26 protein-coding genes and 1 pseudogene are annotated in these 23,709 nt (G+C 61.7%); 15 read left to right on the top strand and 12 right to left on the bottom strand.

Features of this window, described 5'->3' with window-relative positions; genetic code table 11:
• Positions 1 to 10: 10 nt before the first annotated feature.
• The 6 genes from nuoI to nuoN are packed head-to-tail and all read left to right on the top strand — an operon-like array spanning position 11 to position 6,282.
• On the top strand, positions 11 to 559 hold the full coding sequence (gene nuoI, locus BLS27_RS15700) for an NADH-quinone oxidoreductase subunit NuoI (protein WP_043209143.1): 549 nt from the start codon (positions 11 to 13) through the stop codon (positions 557 to 559).
• A 10-nt stretch (positions 560 to 569) separates the two neighbouring features.
• Positions 570 to 1,070: an NADH-quinone oxidoreductase subunit J gene (gene nuoJ / locus BLS27_RS15695; RefSeq protein ID WP_043209139.1), complete on the top strand. Its 501-nt coding sequence runs from the start codon at positions 570 to 572 to the stop codon at positions 1,068 to 1,070.
• 3 nt (positions 1,071 to 1,073) lie between these two features.
• Complete coding sequence (nuoK, locus tag BLS27_RS15690) at positions 1,074 to 1,382, top strand: NADH-quinone oxidoreductase subunit NuoK (RefSeq protein ID WP_023631349.1); 309 nt, start codon at positions 1,074 to 1,076, stop codon at positions 1,380 to 1,382.
• Positions 1,379 to 3,232: an NADH-quinone oxidoreductase subunit L gene (nuoL, locus tag BLS27_RS15685; protein WP_070091880.1), complete on the top strand. Its 1,854-nt coding sequence runs from the start codon at positions 1,379 to 1,381 to the stop codon at positions 3,230 to 3,232. The genes nuoK and nuoL overlap by 4 nt, the downstream gene beginning before the upstream one ends.
• Positions 3,233 to 3,272: 40 nt before the next feature.
• Complete coding sequence (gene nuoM, locus BLS27_RS15680) at positions 3,273 to 4,805, top strand: NADH-quinone oxidoreductase subunit M (RefSeq protein WP_090345551.1); 1,533 nt, start codon at positions 3,273 to 3,275, stop codon at positions 4,803 to 4,805.
• Between the two features lie 7 nt (positions 4,806 to 4,812).
• On the top strand, positions 4,813 to 6,282 hold the full coding sequence (nuoN, locus tag BLS27_RS15675; RefSeq protein ID WP_043209136.1) for an NADH-quinone oxidoreductase subunit NuoN: 1,470 nt from the start codon (positions 4,813 to 4,815) through the stop codon (positions 6,280 to 6,282).
• A 74-nt stretch (positions 6,283 to 6,356) separates the two neighbouring features.
• On the opposite strand, the gene BLS27_RS15670 is transcribed toward nuoN, so the two are convergent.
• The gene (locus BLS27_RS15670) at positions 6,357 to 6,647 is read right to left on the bottom strand and encodes an Ogr/Delta-like zinc finger protein (RefSeq protein WP_043209133.1); all 291 of its coding nucleotides are present in this window, start codon (positions 6,645 to 6,647) and stop codon (positions 6,357 to 6,359) included.
• A 422-nt stretch (positions 6,648 to 7,069) separates the two neighbouring features.
• Here BLS27_RS15670 and BLS27_RS15665 point away from each other — a divergent pair, with 422 nt between their 5' ends.
• Positions 7,070 to 7,471, top strand: a complete 402-nt coding sequence (locus BLS27_RS15665; RefSeq protein WP_043209131.1) for a helix-turn-helix domain-containing protein — start codon at positions 7,070 to 7,072, stop codon at positions 7,469 to 7,471.
• Between the two features lie 8 nt (positions 7,472 to 7,479).
• On the opposite strand, the pseudogene BLS27_RS15660 reads toward BLS27_RS15665, so the two are convergent.
• Positions 7,480 to 7,794, bottom strand: a pseudogene (locus BLS27_RS15660) (head completion/stabilization protein); the annotation flags it as partial.
• A gap of 62 nt (positions 7,795 to 7,856) precedes the next feature.
• Positions 7,857 to 8,105 carry a helix-turn-helix domain-containing protein gene (locus BLS27_RS15655; protein ID WP_043209129.1) on the bottom strand — a complete coding sequence of 83 codons (249 nt, stop codon included), beginning with the start codon at positions 8,103 to 8,105 and terminating at the stop codon, positions 7,857 to 7,859.
• Between the two features lie 227 nt (positions 8,106 to 8,332).
• Here BLS27_RS15655 and BLS27_RS15650 point away from each other — a divergent pair, with 227 nt between their 5' ends.
• On the top strand, positions 8,333 to 10,393 hold the full coding sequence (locus BLS27_RS15650; RefSeq protein ID WP_090345549.1) for a TonB-dependent receptor family protein: 2,061 nt from the start codon (positions 8,333 to 8,335) through the stop codon (positions 10,391 to 10,393).
• A gap of 4 nt (positions 10,394 to 10,397) precedes the next feature.
• On the opposite strand, the gene BLS27_RS15645 is transcribed toward BLS27_RS15650, so the two are convergent.
• Positions 10,398 to 11,459: an AI-2E family transporter gene (locus BLS27_RS15645; protein ID WP_090345546.1), complete on the bottom strand. Its 1,062-nt coding sequence runs from the start codon at positions 11,457 to 11,459 to the stop codon at positions 10,398 to 10,400.
• A 122-nt stretch (positions 11,460 to 11,581) separates the two neighbouring features.
• Between BLS27_RS15645 and trhP the strand changes: the two genes are divergently transcribed.
• The 3 genes from trhP to BLS27_RS15630 all read left to right on the top strand — a co-directional run bounded on the left by trhP (position 11,582) and on the right by BLS27_RS15630 (position 14,024).
• Positions 11,582 to 12,925 carry a prephenate-dependent tRNA uridine(34) hydroxylase TrhP gene (gene trhP, locus BLS27_RS15640; RefSeq protein WP_070571833.1) on the top strand — a complete coding sequence of 448 codons (1,344 nt, stop codon included), beginning with the start codon at positions 11,582 to 11,584 and terminating at the stop codon, positions 12,923 to 12,925.
• Positions 12,926 to 13,158: 233 nt separating this feature from the next.
• Positions 13,159 to 13,587: a DUF411 domain-containing protein gene (locus BLS27_RS15635; RefSeq protein ID WP_043209122.1), complete on the top strand. Its 429-nt coding sequence runs from the start codon at positions 13,159 to 13,161 to the stop codon at positions 13,585 to 13,587.
• Positions 13,587 to 14,024: a YqaA family protein gene (locus tag BLS27_RS15630; protein WP_043209121.1), complete on the top strand. Its 438-nt coding sequence runs from the start codon at positions 13,587 to 13,589 to the stop codon at positions 14,022 to 14,024. Before BLS27_RS15635 ends, BLS27_RS15630 begins: the two co-directional genes overlap by 1 nt.
• 54 nt (positions 14,025 to 14,078) lie before the next feature.
• Here BLS27_RS15630 and BLS27_RS15625 read toward each other — a convergent pair whose 3' ends face one another.
• The 6 genes from BLS27_RS15625 to BLS27_RS15600 form a co-directional block, all read right to left on the bottom strand.
• A complete protein-coding gene (locus BLS27_RS15625) occupies positions 14,079 to 14,663 on the bottom strand; it encodes a DinB family protein (protein WP_043209118.1) in 585 nt (194 codons plus the stop codon).
• A gap of 11 nt (positions 14,664 to 14,674) precedes the next feature.
• Positions 14,675 to 15,781, bottom strand: coding sequence for a cell division protein ZapE (zapE, locus tag BLS27_RS15620; protein ID WP_090345544.1), 1,107 nt, complete (start codon positions 15,779 to 15,781; stop codon positions 14,675 to 14,677).
• A 62-nt stretch (positions 15,782 to 15,843) separates the two neighbouring features.
• Entirely contained in the window at positions 15,844 to 16,983 is a 1,140-nt protein-coding gene (locus tag BLS27_RS15615; protein ID WP_090345542.1) for a PQQ-dependent sugar dehydrogenase, read from the bottom strand.
• Positions 16,984 to 17,005: 22 nt separating this feature from the next.
• Complete coding sequence (locus tag BLS27_RS15610) at positions 17,006 to 17,326, bottom strand: hypothetical protein (protein ID WP_043209110.1); 321 nt, start codon at positions 17,324 to 17,326, stop codon at positions 17,006 to 17,008.
• Between the two features lie 195 nt (positions 17,327 to 17,521).
• On the bottom strand, positions 17,522 to 18,487 hold the full coding sequence (gene speB / locus BLS27_RS15605) for an agmatinase (protein ID WP_090345540.1): 966 nt from the start codon (positions 18,485 to 18,487) through the stop codon (positions 17,522 to 17,524).
• Between the two features lie 27 nt (positions 18,488 to 18,514).
• Complete coding sequence (locus BLS27_RS15600) at positions 18,515 to 19,594, bottom strand: extracellular solute-binding protein (protein WP_043209106.1); 1,080 nt, start codon at positions 19,592 to 19,594, stop codon at positions 18,515 to 18,517.
• 102 nt (positions 19,595 to 19,696) lie between these two features.
• Between BLS27_RS15600 and BLS27_RS15595 the strand changes: the two genes are divergently transcribed.
• Positions 19,697 to 20,587, top strand: coding sequence for a LysR family transcriptional regulator (locus BLS27_RS15595; protein ID WP_090345538.1), 891 nt, complete (start codon positions 19,697 to 19,699; stop codon positions 20,585 to 20,587).
• Between the two features lie 90 nt (positions 20,588 to 20,677).
• A complete protein-coding gene (locus tag BLS27_RS15590) occupies positions 20,678 to 21,157 on the top strand; it encodes an LEA/WHy family protein (RefSeq protein ID WP_090345536.1) in 480 nt (159 codons plus the stop codon).
• 18 nt (positions 21,158 to 21,175) lie between these two features.
• Here BLS27_RS15590 and BLS27_RS15585 read toward each other — a convergent pair whose 3' ends face one another.
• A complete protein-coding gene (locus tag BLS27_RS15585; RefSeq protein WP_043209099.1) occupies positions 21,176 to 21,439 on the bottom strand; it encodes a hypothetical protein in 264 nt (87 codons plus the stop codon).
• A gap of 126 nt (positions 21,440 to 21,565) precedes the next feature.
• Between BLS27_RS15585 and BLS27_RS15580 the strand changes: the two genes are divergently transcribed.
• Positions 21,566 to 21,886, top strand: coding sequence for an ElaB/YgaM/YqjD family protein (locus BLS27_RS15580; RefSeq protein WP_070571826.1), 321 nt, complete (start codon positions 21,566 to 21,568; stop codon positions 21,884 to 21,886).
• A gap of 21 nt (positions 21,887 to 21,907) precedes the next feature.
• Here the strand turns inward: BLS27_RS15580 and BLS27_RS15575 are convergent, their stop codons facing one another.
• A complete protein-coding gene (locus BLS27_RS15575) occupies positions 21,908 to 22,525 on the bottom strand; it encodes a MiaE family protein (protein WP_090345534.1) in 618 nt (205 codons plus the stop codon).
• A gap of 153 nt (positions 22,526 to 22,678) precedes the next feature.
• On the opposite strand from BLS27_RS15575, the gene BLS27_RS15570 reads away from it, so the two are divergent.
• The gene (locus BLS27_RS15570) at positions 22,679 to 23,542 is read left to right on the top strand and encodes a universal stress protein (RefSeq protein ID WP_043209095.1); all 864 of its coding nucleotides are present in this window, start codon (positions 22,679 to 22,681) and stop codon (positions 23,540 to 23,542) included.
• Positions 23,543 to 23,709: the final 167 nt, after the last annotated feature.

Raw genomic sequence — 23,709 nt, 5'->3', positions numbered from 1 at the left:
GATTTGACCCATGTTCAAATATATCGGCGACATCGTTAAAGGCACCGGCACCCAGCTGCGCAGCCTGGTGATGGTGTTCTCCCACGGGTTCCGCAAGCGCGATACCCTGCAATACCCCGAAGAGCCCGTGTACCTGCCGCCGCGCTACCGCGGCCGCATCGTCCTGACCCGCGACCCCGACGGCGAGGAGCGCTGCGTGGCGTGCAACCTCTGCGCGGTGGCCTGCCCGGTTGGCTGCATCTCGCTGCAGAAGGCCGAGACCGAGGACGGCCGCTGGTATCCGGAGTTCTTCCGCATCAACTTCTCGCGCTGCATCTTCTGCGGCCTGTGCGAGGAAGCGTGCCCGACCACCGCGATCCAGCTGACTCCGGATTTCGAAATGGCCGAGTTCAAGCGTCAGGACCTGGTGTACGAGAAGGAAGACCTCCTGATCTCCGGCCCCGGCAAGAACCCTGACTACAACTTCTACCGTGTTGCGGGTATGGCGATCGCTGGCAAGCCTAAGGGCGCTGCACAGAACGAAGCCGAGCCGATCAACGTGAAGAGCTTGCTCCCATAAGGACAGAAAGATGGAATTCGCTTTCTACTTCGCATCCGGGATCGCCGTGGTTTCCACCCTTCGGGTGGTGACCGGCACCAACCCCGTGCACGCCCTGCTCTACCTGATCATTTCCCTGATCTCCGTGGCGATGATCTTCTTCTCCCTGGGTGCGCCGTTTGCCGGCGCCCTGGAAGTAATCGCCTATGCTGGCGCCATCATGGTGCTGTTCGTCTTCGTGGTGATGATGCTCAACCTCGGGCCGGCTTCGGTCGCGCAGGAGCGTGGCTGGCTCAAGCCGGGTATCTGGGCAGGGCCCGTGTTCCTGGCCGCCCTGCTGCTGCTTGAGCTGCTGTACGTGCTGTTCGCCGAGCCAAGCGGCGCGGCCATCAGCGGTACTACCGTGGACGCCAAGGCCGTGGGCATCAGCCTGTTCGGTCCTTACCTGCTGGTGGTCGAACTGGCTTCGATGCTGCTGCTGGCCGCGGCCGTCACCGCCTTCCACCTGGGCCGCAACGAGGCGAAGGAGTAAATCATGGGTGCTATCCCTCTCGAGCATGGGCTGGCGGTCGCCGGCATCCTGTTCTGCTTAGGTCTGGTTGGCCTGATGGTCCGCCGCAACATCCTCTTCGTGCTCATGAGTCTGGAAGTCATGATGAACGCCGCTGCCCTGGCGTTCATCGTCGCCGGCGCCCGTTGGGTTCAACCCGACGGTCAGGTGATGTTCATTCTGGTGATCAGCCTGGCAGCCGCCGAGGCCAGCATTGGCCTGGCGATCCTGCTGCAGCTGTATCGCCGCTTCCACACTCTCGACATCGATGCTGCCAGTGAGATGCGCGGATGAACCTTATCTTCCTGACTTTCGTCTTCCCCCTGATCGGCTTCCTGCTGCTGTCGTTCTCGCGCGGGCGGTTCTCGGAGAACCTGTCCGCGCTGATCGGCGTCGGTTCCGTCGGCCTGTCGGCCGCCGTGGCCGCCTATGTGATCTGGCAATTCAATGTCGCGCCGCCTGAAGGCGGTGCGTACAGCCAGCTGCTGTGGCAGTGGATGTCGGTGGACGGCTTTGCGCCGAACTTCACCCTGTACGTGGATGGTCTGTCGATCACCATGCTCGGCGTGGTCACCGGCGTGGGCTTCCTGATCCACCTGTTCGCGTCCTGGTACATGCGTGGCGAAGCCGGTTACTCGCGCTTCTTCTCGTACACCAACCTGTTCATCGCCAGCATGTTGTTCCTGGTGCTGGGCGACAACCTGCTGTTCATTTACTTCGGCTGGGAAGGTGTGGGCCTGTGCTCCTACCTGTTGATCGGTTTCTACTACAGTAATCGCAACAACGGTAACGCTGCACTGAAGGCCTTCATCGTCACCCGTATCGGCGACGTGTTCATGGCCATCGGCCTGTTCATCCTGTTCGCCCAGCTGGGTACTCTGAACGTCCAGGAACTGCTGGTGCTGGCACCGCAGAAGTTCCAGGCAGGCGATACCTGGATGGTGCTGGCGACCCTGATGCTGCTCGGCGGCGCCGTCGGTAAATCGGCCCAACTGCCACTGCAGACCTGGCTCGCCGATGCGATGGCCGGTCCGACTCCGGTCTCCGCGCTGATCCACGCCGCAACCATGGTGACCGCGGGCGTCTACCTGATCGCCCGTACCCACGGCCTGTTCCTTCTGGCGCCGGACATCCTGCACCTGGTGGGTATCGTCGGTGGCGTGACCCTGGTCCTGGCCGGCTTCGCCGCGCTGGTCCAGACCGACATCAAGCGTATCCTCGCCTACTCGACCATGAGCCAGATCGGCTACATGTTCTTGGCCTTGGGCGTCGGTGCCTGGGAAGGCGCGATCTTCCACCTGATGACCCACGCCTTCTTCAAGGCCCTGCTGTTCCTTGCCTCCGGTGCGGTCATCGTTGCCTGCCACCATGAGCAGAACATCTTCAAGATGGGTGGCCTGTGGAAGAAGCTGCCGCTGGCCTACGCCAGCTTCGTGGTCGGTGGTGCCGCCCTGGCCGCCCTGCCGATCCTGACCGCGGGCTTCTACTCCAAGGACGAGATCCTCTGGGAAGCCTTCGCCAGCGGCCATACCGGCCTGTTGTACGCTGGCCTGGTCGGTGCGTTCATGACCTCGCTGTACACCTTCCGCCTGATCTTCATCGCCTTCCACGGCGAAGCGAAGACCGAAGCCCACGCCGGCCACGGTATCTCCCACTGGCTGCCACTGGGTGTGCTGATCGTGCTGTCGACCTTCGTCGGCGCCTGGATCCACCCGCCTCTGGCGGGTGTACTGCCACAGAGCGTCGGTCATGCAGGTGGCGAAGCCCAGCACTCGCTTGAAATCGTCTCTGGCGCCATCGCCATCGCCGGTATCCTGCTGGCCGCGGTGCTGTTCCTGGGCAAACGCACCCTGGTCAGCGCGATCGCCAACAGCGGCATCGGTCGCGTCCTGTCGGCCTGGTGGTTCGCCGCCTGGGGCTTCGACTGGATCTACGACAAGCTGTTCGTCAAACCTTATCTGCTGATCAGCCACATCCTGCGCAAGGATCCGGTTGACCGCAGCATCGGCCTGATTCCTCGGATGGCTCGCGGCGGTCACGTCGCCATGAGCAAGACCGAAACCGGCCAGCTGCGCTGGTACACCGCCTCGATCGCCGTAGGTGCCGTTCTGGTACTCGGCGCCGTGGTAGTGGCCGCGGTATGACTATGAACCTTGCGACTTTGCGAAAGGAAACGAACCCGTCATGATTCTGCCTTGGCTGATCCTGATCCCCTTCATCGGCGGCCTCCTGTGCTGGCTGGGTGAGCGCTTCGGCGCCACCCTGCCCCGCTGGATCGCGCTGCTGACCATGTCCCTGCTGCTTGGCATCGGCCTGTGGCTGTGGGCTAACGGCGACTACACCCTGGCCCCTGCCCCGGGCGCGGAACCGGCTTGGACCCTCGAATACAAAGTCGAGTGGATCAAGCGCTTCGGCATCAGCATTCACCTGGCCCTCGATGGCCTGTCGCTGCTGATGATCCTGCTCACCGGCCTGCTGGGTGTGCTTTCGGTCCTGTGCTCCTGGAAAGAGATCCAGCGCCACGTCGGCTTCTTCCACCTCAACCTGATGTGGATCCTGGGCGGTGTGGTCGGTGTGTTCCTGGCCCTGGACCTGTTCCTGTTCTTCTTCTTCTGGGAAATGATGCTGGTGCCGATGTACTTCCTCATCGCGCTCTGGGGTCACAGCTCCGCCGACGGCAAGAAGACCCGGATCTACGCTGCCACCAAGTTCTTCATCTTCACCCAGGCCAGCGGCCTGATCATGCTGGTGGCGATCCTTGGCCTGGTACTGGTGAACTACAACAGCACCGGCGTCATCACCTTCAACTACAGCGACCTGCTCAAGGCCGAACTGCCAGCCGGTACCGAGTACCTGCTGATGCTGGGCTTCTTCATCGCCTTCGCCGTGAAGCTGCCGGTGGTGCCGTTCCACTCCTGGCTGCCTGACGCTCACGCCCAGGCACCGACCGCAGGCTCCGTGGACCTGGCCGGTATCTTGCTGAAGACTGCGGCCTACGGCCTGCTGCGCTTCGCCCTGCCGCTGTTCCCGAACGCTTCGGCCGAGTTCGCGCCAATCGCCATGACCCTGGGCCTGATCGGTATCTTCTACGGGGCCTTCCTGGCCTTCGCGCAAACCGACATCAAGCGCCTGGTGGCCTTCTCCAGCGTCTCGCACATGGGCTTCGTGCTGATCGGCATCTATTCCGGCAGCCAGCAAGCACTGCAGGGCGCGGTGATCCAGATGCTGGCCCACGGTCTGTCGGCCGCGGCGCTGTTCATCCTGGCCGGCCAGCTGTACGAGCGCATGCATACCCGTGACATGCGCGAAATGGGCGGCCTGTGGCACCGCATCGCCTATCTTCCTGCCATCAGCCTGTTCTTCGCCGCCGCCTCCCTGGGCCTGCCAGGTACCGGCAACTTCGTCGGTGAGTTCCTGATCCTGATCGGCAGCTTCGTCCATGTACCCTGGATCACCGTGATCGCCACCACTGGCCTGGTCTTTGGCTCGGTCTACTCGCTGATCATGATCCACCGCGCCTACTTCGGTCCGGCCAAGTCCGACACCGTACTGGCCGGCATGGACGGTCGCGAACTGATCATGGTCCTGGTCCTGGCCGGCCTGCTGATCCTGCTCGGCGTGTACCCGCAGCCGTTCCTGGACACCTCTGCCGCCACCATGAGCGGTGTGCAGCAGTGGATCGGTTCCGCTTTCACTCAACTCGCTTCGGCCCGGTAAGAGCGCTATGGAATTCACCACTCAACACTTCATCGCATTGGCGCCGATGCTCATCACCACCGTCACGACGGTGGTGGTGATGCTGGCGATCGCCTGGAAGCGCAATCACTCGCAGACCTTCCTGCTGTCCACCGTGGGCCTGAACCTGGCCCTGCTGTCGATCCTGCCGGCGCTGAAGGTCGCGCCGCTGGCGGTCACCTCGCTTGTGACCATCGACAAGTTCGCCTGCCTGTACATGGCGATCATCCTGGTGGCAACCCTGGCCTGCGTCACCCTCGCCCATGCCTACTTGGGCGAAGGGTCCAAGGGCTACCCGGGCAACCGTGAAGAACTGTACTTGCTGCTGCTGATGTCCGCCCTGGGCGGCCTGGTGCTGGTCAGCGCCAACCACCTGGCTGGCCTGTTCATTGGCCTGGAACTGCTGTCGGTACCGGTCTATGGCCTGGTGGCGTATGCATTCTTCAACAAGCGTTCGCTGGAAGCCGGCATCAAGTACATGGTGCTTTCTGCGGCAGGCTCTGCCTTCCTGCTGTTCGGCATGGCCCTGCTGTACGCCGATGCCGGCAGCCTGACCTTCGACCAGATCGGCAAGGCACTGGCTGCCACCAGCATGCCGAGCCTGCTGGCCCAACTGGGCCTGGGCATGATGCTGGTGGGCCTGGCCTTCAAGCTGTCGCTGGTACCGTTCCACCTGTGGACCCCGGACGTGTACGAAGGTGCTCCGGCGCCGGTCGCCGCGTTCCTGGCCACTGCCAGCAAGGTCGCGGTCTTCGCCGTGGTCGTTCGCCTGTTCATGCTCTCCCCTGCCGCCAGCAGCGGTGTGCTGAGCACCGTACTGGCCGTGATCGCCGTCGCCTCGATCCTGATCGGCAACCTGCTGGCGTTGACCCAGAGCAACCTCAAGCGTCTGCTCGGTTACTCGTCCATCGCCCACTTCGGCTACCTGGTCATCGCTCTGGTCGCCAGCAAGGGCCTGGCCCTGGAGGCCATGGGTGTTTACCTGGTGACCTACGTCATTACCAGCCTGGGCGCCTTCGGCGTGATCACCTTGATGTCTTCGCCCTATGCCGGTCGTGATGCCGATGCCCTGTACGAGTATCGCGGCCTGTTCTGGCGCCGTCCGTACCTGACCGCGGTGCTGACCGTCATGATGCTGTCGTTGGCAGGTATCCCGCTGACCGCAGGCTTCATCGGCAAGTTCTACATCATCGCCACTGGCGTCGAGTCGCACCTGTGGTGGCTGGTCGGTGCCCTGGTCATCGGTAGCGCCATCGGCGTGTACTACTACCTGCGCGTCATGGTCACCCTGTACTTGGTAGAGCCAAACCTGCGTCGCCACGACGCTCCGCTGAAGTGGGAACAGCGCACTGGCGGCGTCATGCTGCTGGCCATCGCTATCCTCGCCTTCGTCCTGGGCGTGTACCCACAGCCTCTGTTGGAACTGGTCCAACAAGCCGGCCTGCAATTGATCGGCTGATCAATCTGCAAAAACAAAACACCCCGCACATGCGGGGTGTTTTGTTTTCTGCTCCATGTAGGCGAAGGCGGGTGTCATGCTGTGCTTGGTGTATTTTTGCCATTGCGCGCCGGCTTGCGTGTACAGCCCGGGTTGTGGGCGGCGCGCCGCAACTCACCATAGGCGCTCGGCAGGTGGACATCTGGATTTGGCATACCGCTGGGGGAGAGTTCATGGGTCATCTCGAACTGGGCACGCACCGACCAGCCGCAGGCCTCGTTGACGCATTGCAGGTAGGCGATACGGAGGAAGATATGACGCCCTTCACTGGTGCGAATCCGCATTTTGCCGGTGCAATGAGGGCATACCAATTTGTAGCTGCTCACAGGCACCTCCTTTTAGGTACCCTCGCCGCGTGTAAGACACCGTGACGATCACAGTCAGTGTCCGCCCCCACCGATTTAAGACTTCTCGATAAATTCATGTTACTTACCATCCGACGCTGAGTGGAGCTTCACCCATCCATCCAGATGGGTTCGGCTCATGGGCTTACAGAAACATTTACTCGTATTGAGTACTTTCTCCGTCCTGCGATAGCCGAACCAAGCGTCCTGCCTGACTATCTTTTGCCTGAGATTTGTCCATAAGCTTGATTGATTGTTGTTGTAGGTATATAGCTGAGCAAATGTAGGCATTTTCGCTGCGATCATCATTCATACCGTTACCGATTTGTTTGGTGCTCCCAATATATTCTTATCGCATATTTTTGCCTACAGATCTCATACATAGTCCTTTTTTGGTATTCATAATGAGTACACTTTCCCTGTCTGCGATATTGCATCGAATGAAGGACCTCACCGGCGCCAGAACCGATGCCGAACTTGCCAAAGCATTGAGTATCAGCCCGCAAACCTTGAGCAGTTGGAAGATACGCGGGAGTATTCCTTACGCGTTGTGCATGGAGTTGGCGCAGAAACAAGGGGTGTCCCTCGACTGGCTGCTTCTAGGGGACGGGCAACAAAACCGAACATCCAGCGCATCCCTCCCTCAAGGGCATCCCTCTGCTTGGGAGGCGGATCTGCTCGATCAGTTGCGGGCCCTGTCGGCACTGGATCTGCAAGCCATCCGCGCGACCATCGAGGACAAGTTGCGCATCTCTCAGCTGGAACGTCGCCTCGAAGAATTGACCCATCGCCCTGTCAAGCATTGATCCCCCTGCGCTTCGCTACCGGCACCGCTCACCGTCGTTTCCCTGACCTGTTGGGCCAGGCTCCAGCGGGTCCGGGCCTCCACCAGACGCAGATAGCAAATCGAAAGTGCCCGCCCCTGCTCATGACCGTCGACATCGATCAGCCGCCGATAGCCACGCTCGCGCAGGCAACGGCGCCAATCAGCGAACTCTCGCGCTGCAACCTCCATCGAGCTCCTGGCGGCGAGCTCCAATCGCGTATCGCTGACCTGCGATGACAACCCCAGTCGCTCACGCAACCGCCCAAGCTCTATCCGCGGCCAGAACGGATCGTGGTAGACCAGATAGCGCTTGGGCCGGCACTCAAATGGGACGTATGAATCCCGACTCACGGCTCGCCCTCCACTCACTGATTGTTCAGCATGCCGTAACGTATCGCCTTGATCACCGCCGCTACCCGGGTGTTCACGGCGAACTTGCGCAAGATATTGCTGACATGGAAGTTGACCGTTGACTCCTTGCAGCCCACGATTTGGCCGATTTCCCAGGAGGTCTTGCCGTAGGCGCACCACAGCAGCACTTCCCGTTCTCTGGGGGTAAGGTGGATGGGCTGATCGGCGTCGACGTCAGGTACCAGTTGGCGTTGCAGGTTCATGAGGCACTCTCCTACGGTCATAAGAGCCCAAAGGCATTTACGTTTGATGTGCTTGAACCTTACGAAGCCGTCGCCGCTTGATTCCAGCGCCCAGGGTTGTAGATCGGCGCCCTACACAAAACGTCCTACATGCAGAGGGGCACTTTTTCCCCATAAAAGCGACGTGCTCTGAAGGATTTTGCGTACGTCTGACACCTGTTACCCGCCCTACTGCCCGGAGTTGTACGATGCGTCCCGTTTCACCTTTCCCTTGCGCTGTCGGCCTATGGGTCGTTGCTACCGGCCATTCGACACTGGCCGCTGCGCCTTTGGAGCTGGAGCAGGTCGTGATCGAAGGCCAGCAGCAAAGTGAGCTGGAGTCTGCCGCGCAGCGCCTACGGGAGGTCCCAGGGGCTACCAACCTCATCGACATGCAACGTGTCGAGCAAGGGCGCGTCGCCACCAACCAGGACGTGCTGGCCTATCAGCCTGGTGTCTTCGCCCAGTCGGCCGGCAACGATGGCATCAAACTGTCGATCCGCGGCTCAGGCATCAATCGCGCACCCGGTGCCCATGGCTCTGGTGTCTACACGATGTTCGACGGCCTGCCGTTGACGGGCCCAGGGGGCACGCCCTACGAGCTGTTCGAACCCCTGTGGCTGAGCCGTGCCGAAGTGCTGCGTGGCGCCAATGGCTTCGACCGGGGGGCATTGGCCCTCGGCGGCGCGATCAACTATGTGACCCACACAGGCTACGACGCTGCGCCTGCTCAAGTGCGCTATGAAGTGGGCAGTCGCGGATACGCCCATCGGCACGTGAGCTCCGGACAGGTATTGGGTGATCTGGATTACTACGTGGCCTTGACCGACGCCGAATACGATGGCTATCAGGAACACAGCAGCGGCAGCGCCAAGGGTTTCGCCGCCAACGTCGGCTATCGCTTCAATCCCAACCTGGAAACACGCTTCTACCTGCGCTACCGCGAAACAGAGAACGACCTGGCTGGACGCCTGACCAAAGAACAGGTCAAGCATGATCCACGTGCAGCCAATCCAGCCTACTTGGCCCGAGACGACAGTCGTCCGCAGCCGGGTAGCACTTGGGTCGCCAACAAGACCACCTTCTACCTGGAGGATGACGCTCGCCTGGAAGCGGGACTGGTCTACCACGACTACCCGATGGACCTGCGCGAAGGCCCCATGCGTCTCAAGGTCGCCTACACCGATGTCAGCGGGACCCTCAACTATGTGCGCCGCGACACCCTGTTCGGGCATCAGAGCAACACCACCATCGGTTGGCGCACCACCAAACACTTGCCCAACAGCGGCGCCTCGCAGTTCGTCCGCGATGGCGATGCCTTCGGCCCACGCACCCGGGACTTCAGCTACCAGGGCTCGGACACCGTACTGCATGTCGGCAACGACCTGGAACTCATGCCTGATCTATGGCTGACCAGCGGCCTGGCGATGATCTATACCCGCCGCGAAAGCGATGTGACCTACCCGCAGGATGGCGGCAAGGTCAGCCAGCATGACTGGGACTATGCGCCTCGCCTGGGCTTGCGGTACGACATCAGTCCGCAAGTGCAGGTGTATGGCAACCTCAGCCGCTCCGTGGAACCTGCACACCCTTGGTCGCTAATCTGGAGCTCGACAGTCCCTACCCAGCCGATCGAAATGCAAAACCAGACCGCCACCACGCTGGAGCTGGGTGCACGGGGCGATTCGCAGCTGGGGCGTTGGGACCTGGCCTGGTACTACTCGCAGGTACGTCACGAACTGCTGGCCGTAGAAATCGTGCAAGGCGCCCTGCCCAAGGAGTTCAACGCCAGCCCCACCGTACACCAAGGCGTCGAGGCTAGCCTGGACAGCACGCTCTGGGAACAGGCCGGCATCGGCAGGGTATCCCTGCGCCAGGCCTATACCTTCAGCGACTTCCATTACCGGGACGACGACACCTTCGGCGACAACCGCCTGCCAGGCATCCCGATGCACTATTACCAGGCCGAGGTACGCTACGACTGGCCAAGCGGCTTCTATGCAGGCCTCAACACCCAGATGGCCTCCAAAGTCCAGGTCGACTACGCCAACAGCTACCATGCCGATGCCTACGCCCTGCTCGGCGCCCGCCTGGGCTGGAATGCTCCGAAGCAGGACTGGCAGACCTGGCTGGACCTGCGCAACCTGACCAACAAACGCTATGCCGCCACGGTGACGCCTGGGTATGACGATCAGGGCAAGGACAACCCACGCTCCACGCCGGGCGAAGGTTTTGCTGTCTACGCCGGCGTTTCCTACAGCTTTCTCTGAAAGGTCATGACGGCAACTGTACCTGCAACCGACTCGTGAAGATCGCCCAGCTGGACATGAATAGCGCGGCGATCAGCGGACCGATGACGAATCCGTTGAGGCCGAACACCGCCAGGCCGCCCAAGGTGGAAATCAGGATCAGGTAGTCGGGCATCTTGGTGTCCTTGCCCACCAGGATCGGGCGCAGCAGGTTGTCCACCAGGCCAATCACCAGTACCCCAAAAGCGATCAACACAATACCCGGCAGTATTGCGCCGGTGGCCAGGAAATAGACCGCCACCGGCGCCCAGACAATGCCCGCCCCCACCGCTGGCAACAACGACAGAAACGCCATCAACACGCCCCAGACCAACGCACTGGGAATGCCCAGCACCCAGAAGATAAGACCACCCAGCGCCCCCTGGGTAATGGCCACCAGCAGATTGCCCTTGACCGTGGCACGTACCACACGGCTGAACTTCAATTGCAGGCGACGCTTTTGCTGCTCGGGAAGCGGCACGGCCAGCCGTACCTTGCGCGCCAGCTCGCCGCCTTCTCGCAGGAAGAAAAACAACAGGTACAGCATGATGCCGAAACTCACCAGAAAATCGAACGTACCCTGACCAAAGCTGAACGCCTGGCCCGCCAGGAACTGGCTGCCTTGCGTGGCCCACTTGGTGATCTTGTCCCGCAGCCCTTCCAGATCGCCCATGCCCAGGCGCTCCAAGGCGTTCTGGACGAAGGCCGGCAACAATGACTTGAAACCTTCCAGATGACCGGCGATATCCAGCTCGCCCTTCTCGATGCGCTGATACAGGCTAGCGCCCTCCTGCACCAGCAAGGTACCAATGATGATCACCGGCAAGATGGCGATCAGCAGGCACACCAGCAACGTCAAGGCTGCCGCCAGGTTGCGCCGTCCTCCCAAGCGCAGCATCAGGTCACGCTGCAACGGGGAGAACAGGATGGCAAGGATCACTGCCCAGAACACCGCACCGTAGAACGGCAGCAAGATCCACAGGAAGGCGATGGTCACCAACGCCAGGAGGACAGTCAGGGCCTTGTTCTGCAGTGCGGTCTGGTTCATGGAGTTTTCTCGCGGGGGTCATCCCTTTAGTGCCCGCCGCTTGGGCAAAAGTGCCGTTGATCCAGATCAATGTCGCATCGACGTGCTGGCTTTAGCATCCGCGCCTTTGCCCCGGTGCGCACATGACCCCTCCCGCCAAGCCCGAACTGCTGGCTCCCGCCGGCACCCTCAAGACCCTGCGCTACGCCTTCGCCTACGGTGCCGATGCGGTCTATGCTGGCCAGCCGCGCTACAGCCTGCGCGTGCGCAACAACGAGTTCGACCACGCCAACCTGGCGCTGGGTATCCGCGAGGCGCATGCCTTGGGCAAGCGCTTCTACGTGGTGGTCAACATTGCGCCGCACAATGCCAAGCTCAAGACCTTCATCAAGGACCTCGCCCCGGTCATCGAGATGGCGCCCGACGCCCTGATCATGTCCGACCCGGGCTTGATCATGCTGGTTCGCCAGCACTTCCCGCAGATGCCGATCCACCTCTCGGTGCAGGCCAACACGGTGAATTGGGCCAGTGTCGAGTTCTGGAAGCAGCTCGGCCTTAGCCGGGTGATTCTCTCGCGCGAGTTGTCGCTCGAAGAGATCGAGGAAATCCGCCAGCACGTGCCCGACATGGAGCTGGAAGTGTTCGTCCACGGTGCCCTGTGCATGGCCTACTCCGGTCGCTGCCTGCTGTCTGGCTACCTGAACCGTCGAGACGCCAACCAGGGCACCTGCACCAATGCCTGCCGCTGGAAATACCAAGCCACCCCAGCCACAGAGAACGCCACCGGTGAAATCGTCCAGCAGGTCGAGCCGACCCTGGGCATCGGCGCGCCGACCGAGCAGGCGTTCCTGCTTCAGGAAAGCAACCGCCCAGGCGAAGAAATGCCAGCCTTCGAAGACGAACATGGCACCTACATCATGAATGCCAAGGACCTGCGCGCCATCCAGCACGTGGAGCGGCTCACCCGAATGGGTGTGCATTCGCTGAAGATCGAAGGCCGGACCAAGTCGCACTTCTACTGCGCCCGCGCCGTCCAGTCCTACCGTCAGGCCATCGACGATGCCGTGGCCGGACGGCCCTTCGATCGCGGCTTGATGGGCAATCTGGAGTCCCTCGCCCAACGGGGCTACACCGAAGGCTTCCTGCGACGCCATGTGCACGATGAGTACCAGAACTACCAACGCGGCAACTCGGTCTCCGAGCGCCAGCAGTTCGTGGGCGAACTGACCGGCGCACGGGTGGAGGGTCTGGCCGAGGTCAAGGTGAAGAACCGTTTTGCCGTGGGCGATCACCTGGAACTGATGACCCCGCGGGGCAACTATCACTTCGACTTGAATCACCTGCGCGACCGCCATCAACAGACCATCCAGGTGGCGCCAGGCGATGGCCATGTGGTTTACCTGCCCATTCCCGAACAAGTCTCTCTGGAATACGGGTTGCTGATGCGCGACCTGGAATTGGAGCACAAGCGCCTGACAGATCTGTAATGCTGCGTTCAGGCCGCTGACAGCTGGCGAAGGCGAACATCGTGCAGGCCGCCGGTACAGGTGGCAACCGACTGCGCTGCGCCAGAAGGCCGGTTACGCTATGCTGCGGGTCAATTCAGGGTTACGGGCCGCCCTTCCAGACACGCTGTTCGCGCGTGTCCCAGCACATCGCGGACATGCAAGCGGCCCATCCAGACGCCAGTATCTGCCTGCGTATCTAGAGGACTATCACCATGCTGCGCAAACACCTGTTCTCCCTCGGCCTGCTGGCGATTGCCGGCCTGGCCCAGGCCGCCGAGACCATCGACGTCTACCGCGACCCCAATTGCGGCTGCTGCAAGGAATGGATCAGCCACCTGCGGGAAAATGGCTTCACGGTCAACGATCACGTCGAGCCGAACATGAGCGAGGTCAAGCAGCGCCTGGGCGTAGCCCCACGTCTTGCGTCCTGCCATACCGGAGTGATCAACGGCAAGTTCGTCGAAGGTCATGTGCCGGCCGAACAGATCCGCCTGCTCGCCAAGCGCAATGACCTCAAGGGCATCGCCGTGCCGGGCATGCCCATGGGCTCGCCCGGCATGGAGATGGGTGACCACAAGGACGCCTACCAGGTCATCGGCCTGACCCAGGAAGGCAAGGACGAAGTGCTGGCCAACTATTGATGCTCAGTCTCTGGGCGCTGTTTCTCAGCGCCTTCGGTGCCGCCACCTTGCTGCCACTGCAATCGGAGGCGGTGCTGGTGGGGTTGCTGCTGCGCCAACCCGAAGCCTGGGCGACGTTACTGCTGGTGGCCACCCTCGGCAACGTGCTGGGCTCGATCGTCAACTGGCTGTTGGGGCGGGCCATCGAGCACCTGCGCGATCGACGTTGGTTCCCCTTCAGTGCCCATCAGCTGGAGCGCGCCCAGCAGCGTTACCGGCGCTGGGGGCAATGGTCGCTGCTGCTGAGCTGGATGCCGGTGATCGGCGACCCATTGACCTTGATCGCCGGCATCATGCGTGAACCGTTCTGGCGCTTCGTGCTGCTGGTGACCTTGGCCAAGGGCGGGCGCTACCTGGTACTGGCGATGATCACCCTGGGCTGGATGCACGGACGCTGACCGTAGTCCGACGTTGAGCCTTGCAAGAGCAGTCTCGCAGGAGAACCGCCGCCCTTACGAGCGTCCCCAGACCAACGCCTCGGTCCATCCCAACTCGGCGAAGTCATCGGCCCGAAGGCAAGCCTCCTCTTCACAGAAGAACTCGTCCAGCTGAGGCGGACGCACCGTCGTATCACTGAGCATGGCGTGCACCTGGCCACGATGATGGATTTGATGCTCGAACAGGTGCGACAGCAAGCGCAGGCGCTGTTCACGCTGCAGGCGATCCGGACGCACGATGCTCACATAACGTTGCAATTGGTCATCGCGCAGAAGCTGGCAATAGGCAATCAGCCGGTGGTCGGCCTGGGCCTGCTCGGCATGCAGGTCTGCACAGGTGGCAAAAGGCTGCTCGGGCTCGAAAAATCGCTCGCCGTCCGGGTCCGGTGCCTCCCCGCGCTGCTCGCACTCCAGCGCATGCAGGTAGAACCAGTCCACCGTCAGGAGGTGGTTGAGCGTGGCCTTGATCGAAGGAAAAAAGCTGCAACGAGGGGCGACGAACTCGTCCTGGGTCAGTTGCAGGCATGCCTTGTACAGGCGGTGGTTAGCCCAGCCATTGTTGTAGGCCTGGGTCAGCAGGTGATGCGACAGCGGCTCCATGGTCGACTCCTTCAGGCGAAGCGTTGCAGTTGCATCTCCCGTAGCCGGCTCAGGGTCCGCTGGTACGGGAACGCCAGATACCCTTGAGTGTAGAGCGCTTCGAGCGGGACTTCGGCTTCCAGGTACAAGGCGACCCGACGGTCGTAGCACTCGTCGACCAGGGCGATGAAGCGACGCACGCTGTCATCCTTGGGTGCCAGCGTCGGCAAGTCGCGGTCTCCGGCCACCACTCGCTGGGCCCCATCTTCGGTGCCACGTGCAATGCGTCCCGCCCGCTGGGCACCGCCCAATGCCGGGATGCCTTGGACCAGAATCGCCGAAAAGCGGTCGCACAACCCCATGAACTCCAGCGCCGACAAGGGTTGCTCGCACACTTCGCTGAAATGGCACCAGATCGTCCGCTCGCTGCGACGAATCACGCGGATTTGCCGCGAACCGATCGACAACGGCTGGTCAGTGGCAGGACCGTCCTGGCTCAGTTGACCGAACACAGCCCCCAGGGCCGTGGGCCGCCCGGGTTCAGCGACCCAATAGCGTTGTCGAAGGGCGCCTGGATGCAGGCGATGATCCTGCTCGCCCGCCACGTTCAGCACACGCATGTGCCGCCCGATGGCGGCGATCGCCGGCAAGAAGCGCTCACGGTTGAAACCGTCTCGGTAGAGCTGCTCCGGAGGCTGGTTTGAGGTGGCGACGATCATCACCCCCTGGTCGAACAGGGTCTGAAACAGGCGACCCAGGATGATTGCGTCGCCAATGTCGCTGACGAACAGCTCATCGAAGCACAACACGCGTATCTCGGTCGCCAGGGCCTTGGCCAAAGCCTGCAAGGGGTCACGGGTGCCATTGAGCTGGAACAGCCGTTGGTGCACCCAGGCCATGAAGTGGTGGAAATGCTGGCGTCGGGACGGGACCTGCAGACTGCGGTGGAACTGATCCATCAGCCAGGTCTTGCCTCGCCCGACCGGGCCCCAGAGGTACACGCCCAAAGTGGGCTTACCCAATCGCAGCGCCTCGAAACACGCCTGGAGCGCGTCCACTGCCAGAGCCTGGGCGCCGTCATGGACGAACCCATGCTCGTCGATAGCCTGGCGATAAAGGGTTTGCGGATCGAAGGACATGCCCTGACGCTCGATAAAAGAACGCATCCTACGCATTCGGGCTTGCTGGGGGCAAACGCCCGTCAGTCTTCGCTCAATCCCACCTTGAGCAGCGCCCCGTCCTTCGCATCGGTCAACACGTACAGATAACCATCCGGCCCGACCCGCACGTCTCGGATGCGCGCCTTGAGCTCACCCAGCAGGCGCTCCTCATGCACGATCTTGTCACCCTTGAGCTGCAAGCGAATCAGCTCCTGGGTAGCCAGGGCACCGATGAACAGGTTGTGGTCCCAGGCCTTGAAGGTCGGGCTGTCATAGAACGCCATGCCGCTGATGGCGGGCGACTTTTCCCAGACATGATGGGGGGGCTGGGTGCCCTCCACGTGCTGGCCCTTGGCTTCGGGGATCGGTAACAGCGAGTAGTTGATTCCATGGGTCGCGATAGGCCAGCCGTAGTTCTTGCCGGGCTCAGGGATGTTGATCTCGTCACCGCCCCGGGGCCCGTGCTCGTGAGTCCAGAGCTTGCCAGTCCAAGGGTTGAGCGCGGCACCCTGCTGGTTGCGATGGCCAAAGGACCAAATTTCGGGCCGCACATTGGCCTGACCGACGAAAGGGTTGTCCTTGGGAATTTCGCCATCCGGGAGGATACGTACGATCTTCCCTTGGAGTTTATCCAAGTCCTGAGCAGTGGCACGCTGGTTGTTCTCACCCAACGCGATAAAGAGATAGCCGTCACGGTCGAATACCAGGCGTGAGCCGAAGTGGATGCCTTCAGAGAGCTTCGGCTGCTGGCGGAAGATCACCGTGAAATGCTCCAACCGGGCGAGATCCTGGGACAGCTGCCCACGACCGACCGCGGTACCGGCCTTGCCGTCGGCGCCTTGCTCGGCATAGGAGAGGTATATCGTGCGGTCCTTGGTGAACTCGGGGGACAGCACCACATCAAGCAGTCCGCCTTGCCCCTGGGCCCAGACCACAGGCACACCGCTCAGTGGCGGACCGACCTTGCCCTCGGCACTGACCACGCGCAGGTTGCCGGAGCGCTCGGTCACCAGCATGCCCTGGCCGCCTGGCAAAAAGGCCAAGGCCCAGGGGTTGCGCAAACCTTCGGCAATCGTGCTGACCGTCAGTTGCCCCTCCTCGCTGGGCAAGCGCTGTTCAGGGGCCGCTTGGGCCAACAGGGGTATCAGGGCGAAGGTGGCCAGCCAGGTTCTACGGTTCATGCTCGGTTCCTTCCAGTGGGGCTCAGGGCGCGCGTTGGTTATCACGCGGCGGCCGAGTAGGTTCCAGGTTCGGGCTTTGCTGCTCGCGCCGCAGGTTATCGCCATTGCCTATGCCACGGTTGTCCAGCGTTGGAGGCCGGATGATCGGCTGAGTGGACGGCCCGCGGACCGGAGGTGTGGCCTGCATGCTGCCTTGGCGACTATTGGGGTTGGCGCGCTGGATCGGGCTGTTGTAGGGATTGTTGCGGTCGGCGGCAATGAGCAACGGTTCGGGGAACGGTGCGGCCGACAGTGGCAGACTCAGCGAAAGGCCGATAACCAGAGCGGATATCGTGGGATTCATGCTCCACCTCCTATACGCAACCGCGCGCTAAAGCGTTGGATAGCCTAAGACGCGACAGGTTCGCGGCAAAAGTGCGAATCCAGGGAGAGAGGTTTCCTGATGTTTCAGTATGAGCCCAGGGGATTGCCCCGCTGGGCTTTCGCGACACAAGAACCACTCATCGCTCAATGGCGCGAGCGGCCTTGATCGAGCTGCTCAAACCTTGGCGTCGACCTTGTGCCGAGCGGCATACAGGCAAAGCATCTCCATGGCCAGCGTGGCGCCAGCCAAGGCGGTGATGTCAGCGTGGTCATAAGCCGGCGCCACTTCCACCATGTCCATCCCCACCAAGTTGATGCCGCGCAGCCCGCCCAGGATCTCCAGCGCCTGCACCGTGCTCAGGCCGCCACAGACCGGCGTACCCGTGCCAGGTGCGAACGCAGGATCGAGGCAGTCGATGTCGAACGTGAGATACACCGGTCGATCTCCCACCCGCTGGCGGATCGCCGCGATCACAGCCTCGGTGCCCTGACGGTGCACCTGGCGCGCGTCGAGGATGGCAAAACCCTGGGTGTCGTCATTGGTGGTGCGCAAACCGATCTGCACGGAACAGGAGGGGTCTACCAGCCCCTCACGGGCTGCGTGCCAGAACATGGTGCCATGATCGATACGCTTGCCCTCCTCGTCCGGCCAGGTATCGCTGTGCGCGTCGAAGTGGATCAGCGCCAAAGCTCCGTGGCGCTCGGCATGGGCCTTGAGCAGCGGGTAACTGATGAAATGATCGCCCCCGAGGGTCAACATGGCGCACCCAGCGTCGAGGATCTGCCTGGCATGGGCCTCGATGCTGGCCGGGACCGACTCGGGTGTACCACTGTCGAAAGCGCAATCGCCATAGTCGATCACCGCCAGATGATCGAAGGGGTCGAACGTCCACGGCCAATGTCTGGCCCAGGCCTGCTGCACCGAGGCGGCGCGGATGGCCCGCGGCCCGAAGCGGGCGCCAGGACGGTTGCTGGTGGCGGTATCGAACGGCACACCGCTGACCACCACATCGACGCCGCGCAGGTCACGGCTATAGCGGCGCCGAGAAAAACTGGTAATGCCGGCGTAGGTGCTTTCCGCGGCAGTGCCGTAAAGGCTATCGCGGGTCATGGCCTGGTCATTGTTATGGGCGTGTTCCACGGTCAAGCTCCTGGTTGTCATTGTTCGTTACTGACGGCTGCGAAACGCAGTCCACATCCGATTGCGCTGGCGCAAGTCGGACAGCGCCATGCCGCGGTCGCCATACAAACGCTGGCGGACCTCGGCGGATGGGTAGATGTCCGGGTCGTTGCGCACGGCATCGTCCACCAGTGGCGTGGCAGCCCGGTTGGCATTGGCAAAGAACAGCGTGTTGGTCAGTTCGGCCACGGATTCAGGACGCAGCATGAAGGCGATGAAGGCGCGAGCAGCCTCCGGGTGCGGGGCGTCCTTGGGGATGACCAAATTATCCTGCCAGACCAACGTTCCCTCGCGCGGGATGCGGTAGATCACTTCGAAGGCCTTGCCGGCACGACGCGCCTGGTCAGCAGCCATCGCCGCATCGCCGTTGTAGGTCAACGCCAGGCATACGCTGCCGTTGGCCAGGTCATTGATCTGCCGGCCGTTGGCCACGTAGCTCACCGAGGGCTGCAACTGACGTAGCAAAGCCTGAGCGGCATCCAGATCGGCCTTGCTCTGGCTGTATGGGTCTTTGCCCAGGTAATTGAGGGTTACCCCGATCACTTCCTGAGGCGAGTCGGGCAAGGCGATGCCACAGCCTTTGAGGCGACTGGCGTATTCGGGTTTGAACAGCAGATCAAGGCTGTCCAGCGGTACGTCCCCCAGACGTTCTCGCACCGCCTCGACATTCACACCCAACCCCAGGGTGCCCCAGGTGTAGGGCACCGCATAGCGATTGCCGGGATCGGTCTCGGCCAGCTTGGCCAGCATATCCGGGTCGAGGTTGCTGTACCCGGGCATTTCCTGGGCCTGCAAGGGCTGCAACGCATTGGCCTTGAGGGCCCTGGCCAGAACCGTGGATGAAGGCACCACCACGTCATAGCCGCTACCGCCGGTGAGCAGTTTGGTCTCCAGTACTTCGGGCGTGTCGAAGGTGTCATAGCGCACCTTGTAACCGGTCTGCTGCTCGAATCGCTTGAGCGTCGACTCCGCGACATAGTCGGCCCAGCTGTAGAGGTTGACGACCTTCTCTTCGGCCTGGAGCGGCAAAGCCAGGACCAGGGACAGCAGACACAGCGATCGACGCATGGCGAACACCTCGGCAAATGAGTGGATGCCGTCAGCATGCCAGCCGGGTTACATTGAAAAAATCGCAAGTTTGCAAAGCTGACATTCACCAGGAGTGATGTAATGCTCGGACAACTGCACGACCCAGACCTGCACCTGCTGAGGCTGTTCGTCACTGTAGTCGAGGCCGGCGGCTTCAGTGCCGCCCAAGGCGTGCTGGGCCTGAGCCAGCCCAGCATCAGTCAGCAGATGGGGCGCCTCGAAACCCGCCTGGGATACCGCCTGTGCAGTCGTGGCAAGGGTGGATTTCGCCTGACCGAAAAAGGCGAGTTGCTGCTCAAGGCTACCCGGGAGTTGCTGGTCCAGATCGAGCAGTTCCGTCAGCAGGCCAATGGTGTAGGCGGACGGCTGCTGGGGTCTGTACGCATCGGCATGGCCGAGAACCAGGACGCCAGCGTCACGCTTCGTCTGGCCAATGCCATCGCACGCTTTCGCCAACGCGAGGAGTCGGTGCAACTGGAGTTGATCAGCGCGCCGCCGGCTGAGCTCGAGCGGCTGCTTCTCGAGCAGCGCCTGGACTACGCCATCAGCTACTTCTCCGGTAGCCAGGCTGCGTTCGATTACCAGCCGCTGTTCAACGAAACCCAACGGCTGTATTGCGGTCAGGGACACCCGTTGTTCGCAGTTATGCAGGTGTCGGCGGAGGAGTTGCTCGAAGCTGACCAGGTCCGCCACCCCTACCGCTTCCTCAAAGCGGGTGAGCCCTTCCAGAGCCGACGCAGCTCTGCCTTGGCCGAGCAGATCGACAGTGCCTTGACGTTCATCCTTTCGGGGCGCCACATCGGCTACCTGCCCCTCCATTGCGCCGCGCCCTGGGAGACGCGCGGGCTGCTACGGGCGTTGGATCCGGGCCTGGATTTCAGCGTGCTCTTTACCCTCGCCCGGCATCGTGCACAAGCACCGGGTGAGGCGCAGCAAGCCTTTGCCGAAGACCTGCGGGAGGCCTTCGCCTGAGTCTTTCGGAGGACTCTGTACAGAGGGTCTTTCAACGCCTGCACCCTTTTGCCACACTGCGGGCTTGACCGTTACGCCAAGGCCATTGCCATGACCACTCGCCGCCTCCGATTCTGGCTGATTGCCCTGTTGGCCTTCACCCTCAATGCCTGCGCCCTGTTCCAGGCGCGTGATCCATTGAACATCAGCGTCGTCGGGATCGAACCACTGCCGTCCGCGGAGCTTGAATTGCGCATGGCAGTGAAAATCCGTGTGCAAAATCCCAACGAGGCGCCTGTCGATTTCAACGGCATTGCGCTCAAGCTTGAGGTCAACGGCCAGCCCCTGGCTGCCGGGGTCAGCGATCAGAAGGGGCACATTGGCCGCTACGACGAAGCGGTCATCGTCGTGCCCATGAGCGTCACGGCCTTTGCGATGGTGCGCCAAGCCTATGGTTTGGGAAGGCTGGGCTCACTGCAAGGGTTGCCCTACGTGCTGCAGGGCAAGATGGCTGGCGGCCCCTTAGGGACCGTGCGCTTCACCGACAAGGGCAAGCTCGACCCGCCCACTGTCGGTAGCGCGACCTGGTGATCGCGCAGGCGGTGTGGCTCAGCGATTGCTGCTGGCCGCGGCCATCATCTTGTTGACTTCGCTGCGCACCATGTTGGCGAACTCAGGGGGCGACATGCCATCGAGTTCGGCGCGAACCCATTCCGCCCATTTGCTCTTGCGCCGTGGCTTCTCACCGATCAACCGCGCAGCCTCGCCCTTAGCCTTGCCGAGGTTGTTCTGCCAATGTTCGAACAGCCGGGCCTTCTCTGCCTCGATCTGTGCCCGTTCCTCGAAGCTTCTGTTGGCCAGATTGAAACTCATGGGATTACCTACCGCTTGAAAATGGCCGCTATCTTACACTGTAGCGGCGAGCAACCGTTACGCCGCGGCAACTTTCCGCACGGCGCGGCATCCATTGCTCAACCCCCTACGATCGAGGACACATTCATGGCCAGGAAAATCGCCGCGCACAGCGACAACGAACAAATCAAGGACCAGGTTTTCAGCGAACTGCAGGCCTTGATCGAAGAATCGGAGCGTCTGCTCCAAGACAGTGCTGCGCTGGTGGGGGACGAGGCCGATACGTTACGGGCACAGGTCGCCCTCAAGCTGCGCCAAGCACGCCAGGCCGCGGATACCCTGCGAGGCAAGGCACAGCCTGCGATAGAAGCTGCCGAGCACTATATGGGCGGACACCCATGGCAGACGGTGGCAATCTCTGCGGGTGTGGGGCTGGTGATCGGCCTTGTGTTGGGCCAGCGACGCTGACTCGCCCGATCACCGGACCGCTCAGGCCGCCATGGCCATTGGGATACCGCTGTGGAAGCGCAGTTCCTGATCTGGCGAACTGATCAGTTCCGCCTCGGCTTCACGCACCTGTTCTACGACCCGGGCGATGTCAGTGGCCTCGCCATATTGGTGGGCCAACTTGAGGTAGCCTTGGTAATGGCGCGCTTCGCTCTTGAGCAGGCCGTGATAGAAGGTCCCGAGTTCTTCGTCCAGGTGCGGTACCAACGCTGCGAAACGCTCGCAACTGCGGGCCTCGATGAAAGCACCGACCACCAGCGTATCGACCAGCTTGACAGGTTCGTGAGCCCGCACCAGGCGCCGCAGACCGGACGCATAACGCCCCGCCGACACCGGTCGCAACGGAACACCACGACGCTTCATCAGGCGCAGGACTTGCTCATGATGCACCAACTCCTCACGGGCCAGGCGCGACATCATGTTGATCAAGTCAAGATGGGTGTTGTACTTGGCGATCAGGCTCAGCGCGGTACTGGCGGCCTTGAACTCGCAGTTTTTGTGATCGATCAACAAGGTTTCCTGGTCGGCGAGCGCCGCTTCGATCCAAGCGTCGGGGGTAGGACAGCCCAGGAAGGCATCGATTTCAGGAATCAGGGACATAAGCTCACAACGACAGGCCAACGGCAGGATTGGCGATTATACCGGCGGTGGCGCTGATCGCCAGCGACTATGCTGATACATATCAAGCGGCACTGCGCGGGATGCTGACTATAGTCAGCCATTGGCCGCCACCTACCAAGGGAGTTAATGCCCATGCAAGCCGTCCGCAGCATACTCGTCGTCCTAGACCCCGAACACGCCCACAGTCGCGCCTTGACACGCGCCAAGCTCATCGCCGGGGTGACAGGCGCACGCATGCACTTGCTAATGTGTGACAAGCGCCAGGACCACAGTGCCCTACTCAGCCTGCTGAGCAGTCAGCTACACGATGACGGGTATGACAACATCACCCATGAACAGACCTGGCATGAAAGCCTGCATGAATCCATCATCGAGGTGCAGCAGGCCGAAGGTTGCGAACTGGTCATCAAGGAGCACCGGCCAGACAATCCACTGCGCAAGGCACTGCTGACCCCTAGCGATTGGAAACTTCTGCGGTATTGCCCCTGTGCAGTCCTAATGGTGAAGAACGAGCGGCCCTGGACGGGAGGCGCGATTCTTGCCGCAGTGGACGTAGGCAACAACGATGAAGACCACAGGCGTCTACATGCCAGCATCATCGACCATGGCTATGCGATTGCCGGCCTGGCCAAGGGTGACCTGCACGTCATCGCCGCCCACCCTTCTCCCATGCTTTCGGCGTCTGACCCGACTTACCAGCTCTCCGAAACCATCGAGCAGCGATATCGCGAAGCCTGCACGGCCTTTCAGGCCGAATTCGGTATTTCTGATGATCACTTGCACATTGCCGAAGGCCCGGCAGACGTTCTTATTCCTTACACCGAAAAACAGCTCGATGCGGTGGTGACCGTCATGGGTACTGTGGCCCGCACAGGCATTTCCGGTGCTTTGATTGGCAATACTTCGGAAGTGGTTCTCGACGCCTTGGAAGGGGACGTGTTGGTCCTCAAGAGTGAAGAGGCGACCGCACACCTGGCAGAGCTGGCGCGTGGCTGACGGAGCCAGGGCAGCGACGCGATTTGTATAGGCGTTTATTTCAGGGACCCAAAAGACAAAACCCCTACCTGCTCACGCAGATAGGGGTTTTGCGAAATGAATCTTGACGATGACCTACTCTCACATGGGGAAGCCCCACACTACCATCGGCGATGCATCGTTTCACT

The sequence above is a fragment of the Pseudomonas guariconensis genome (genome assembly GCF_900102675.1).
In the GTDB taxonomy this organism is placed as follows: Bacteria; Pseudomonadota; Gammaproteobacteria; order Pseudomonadales; family Pseudomonadaceae; genus Aquipseudomonas; species Aquipseudomonas guariconensis.
The sequence above is the reverse complement of the archived record's forward strand: the minus strand, read 5'-3'. Positions and strand labels throughout refer to the sequence as shown.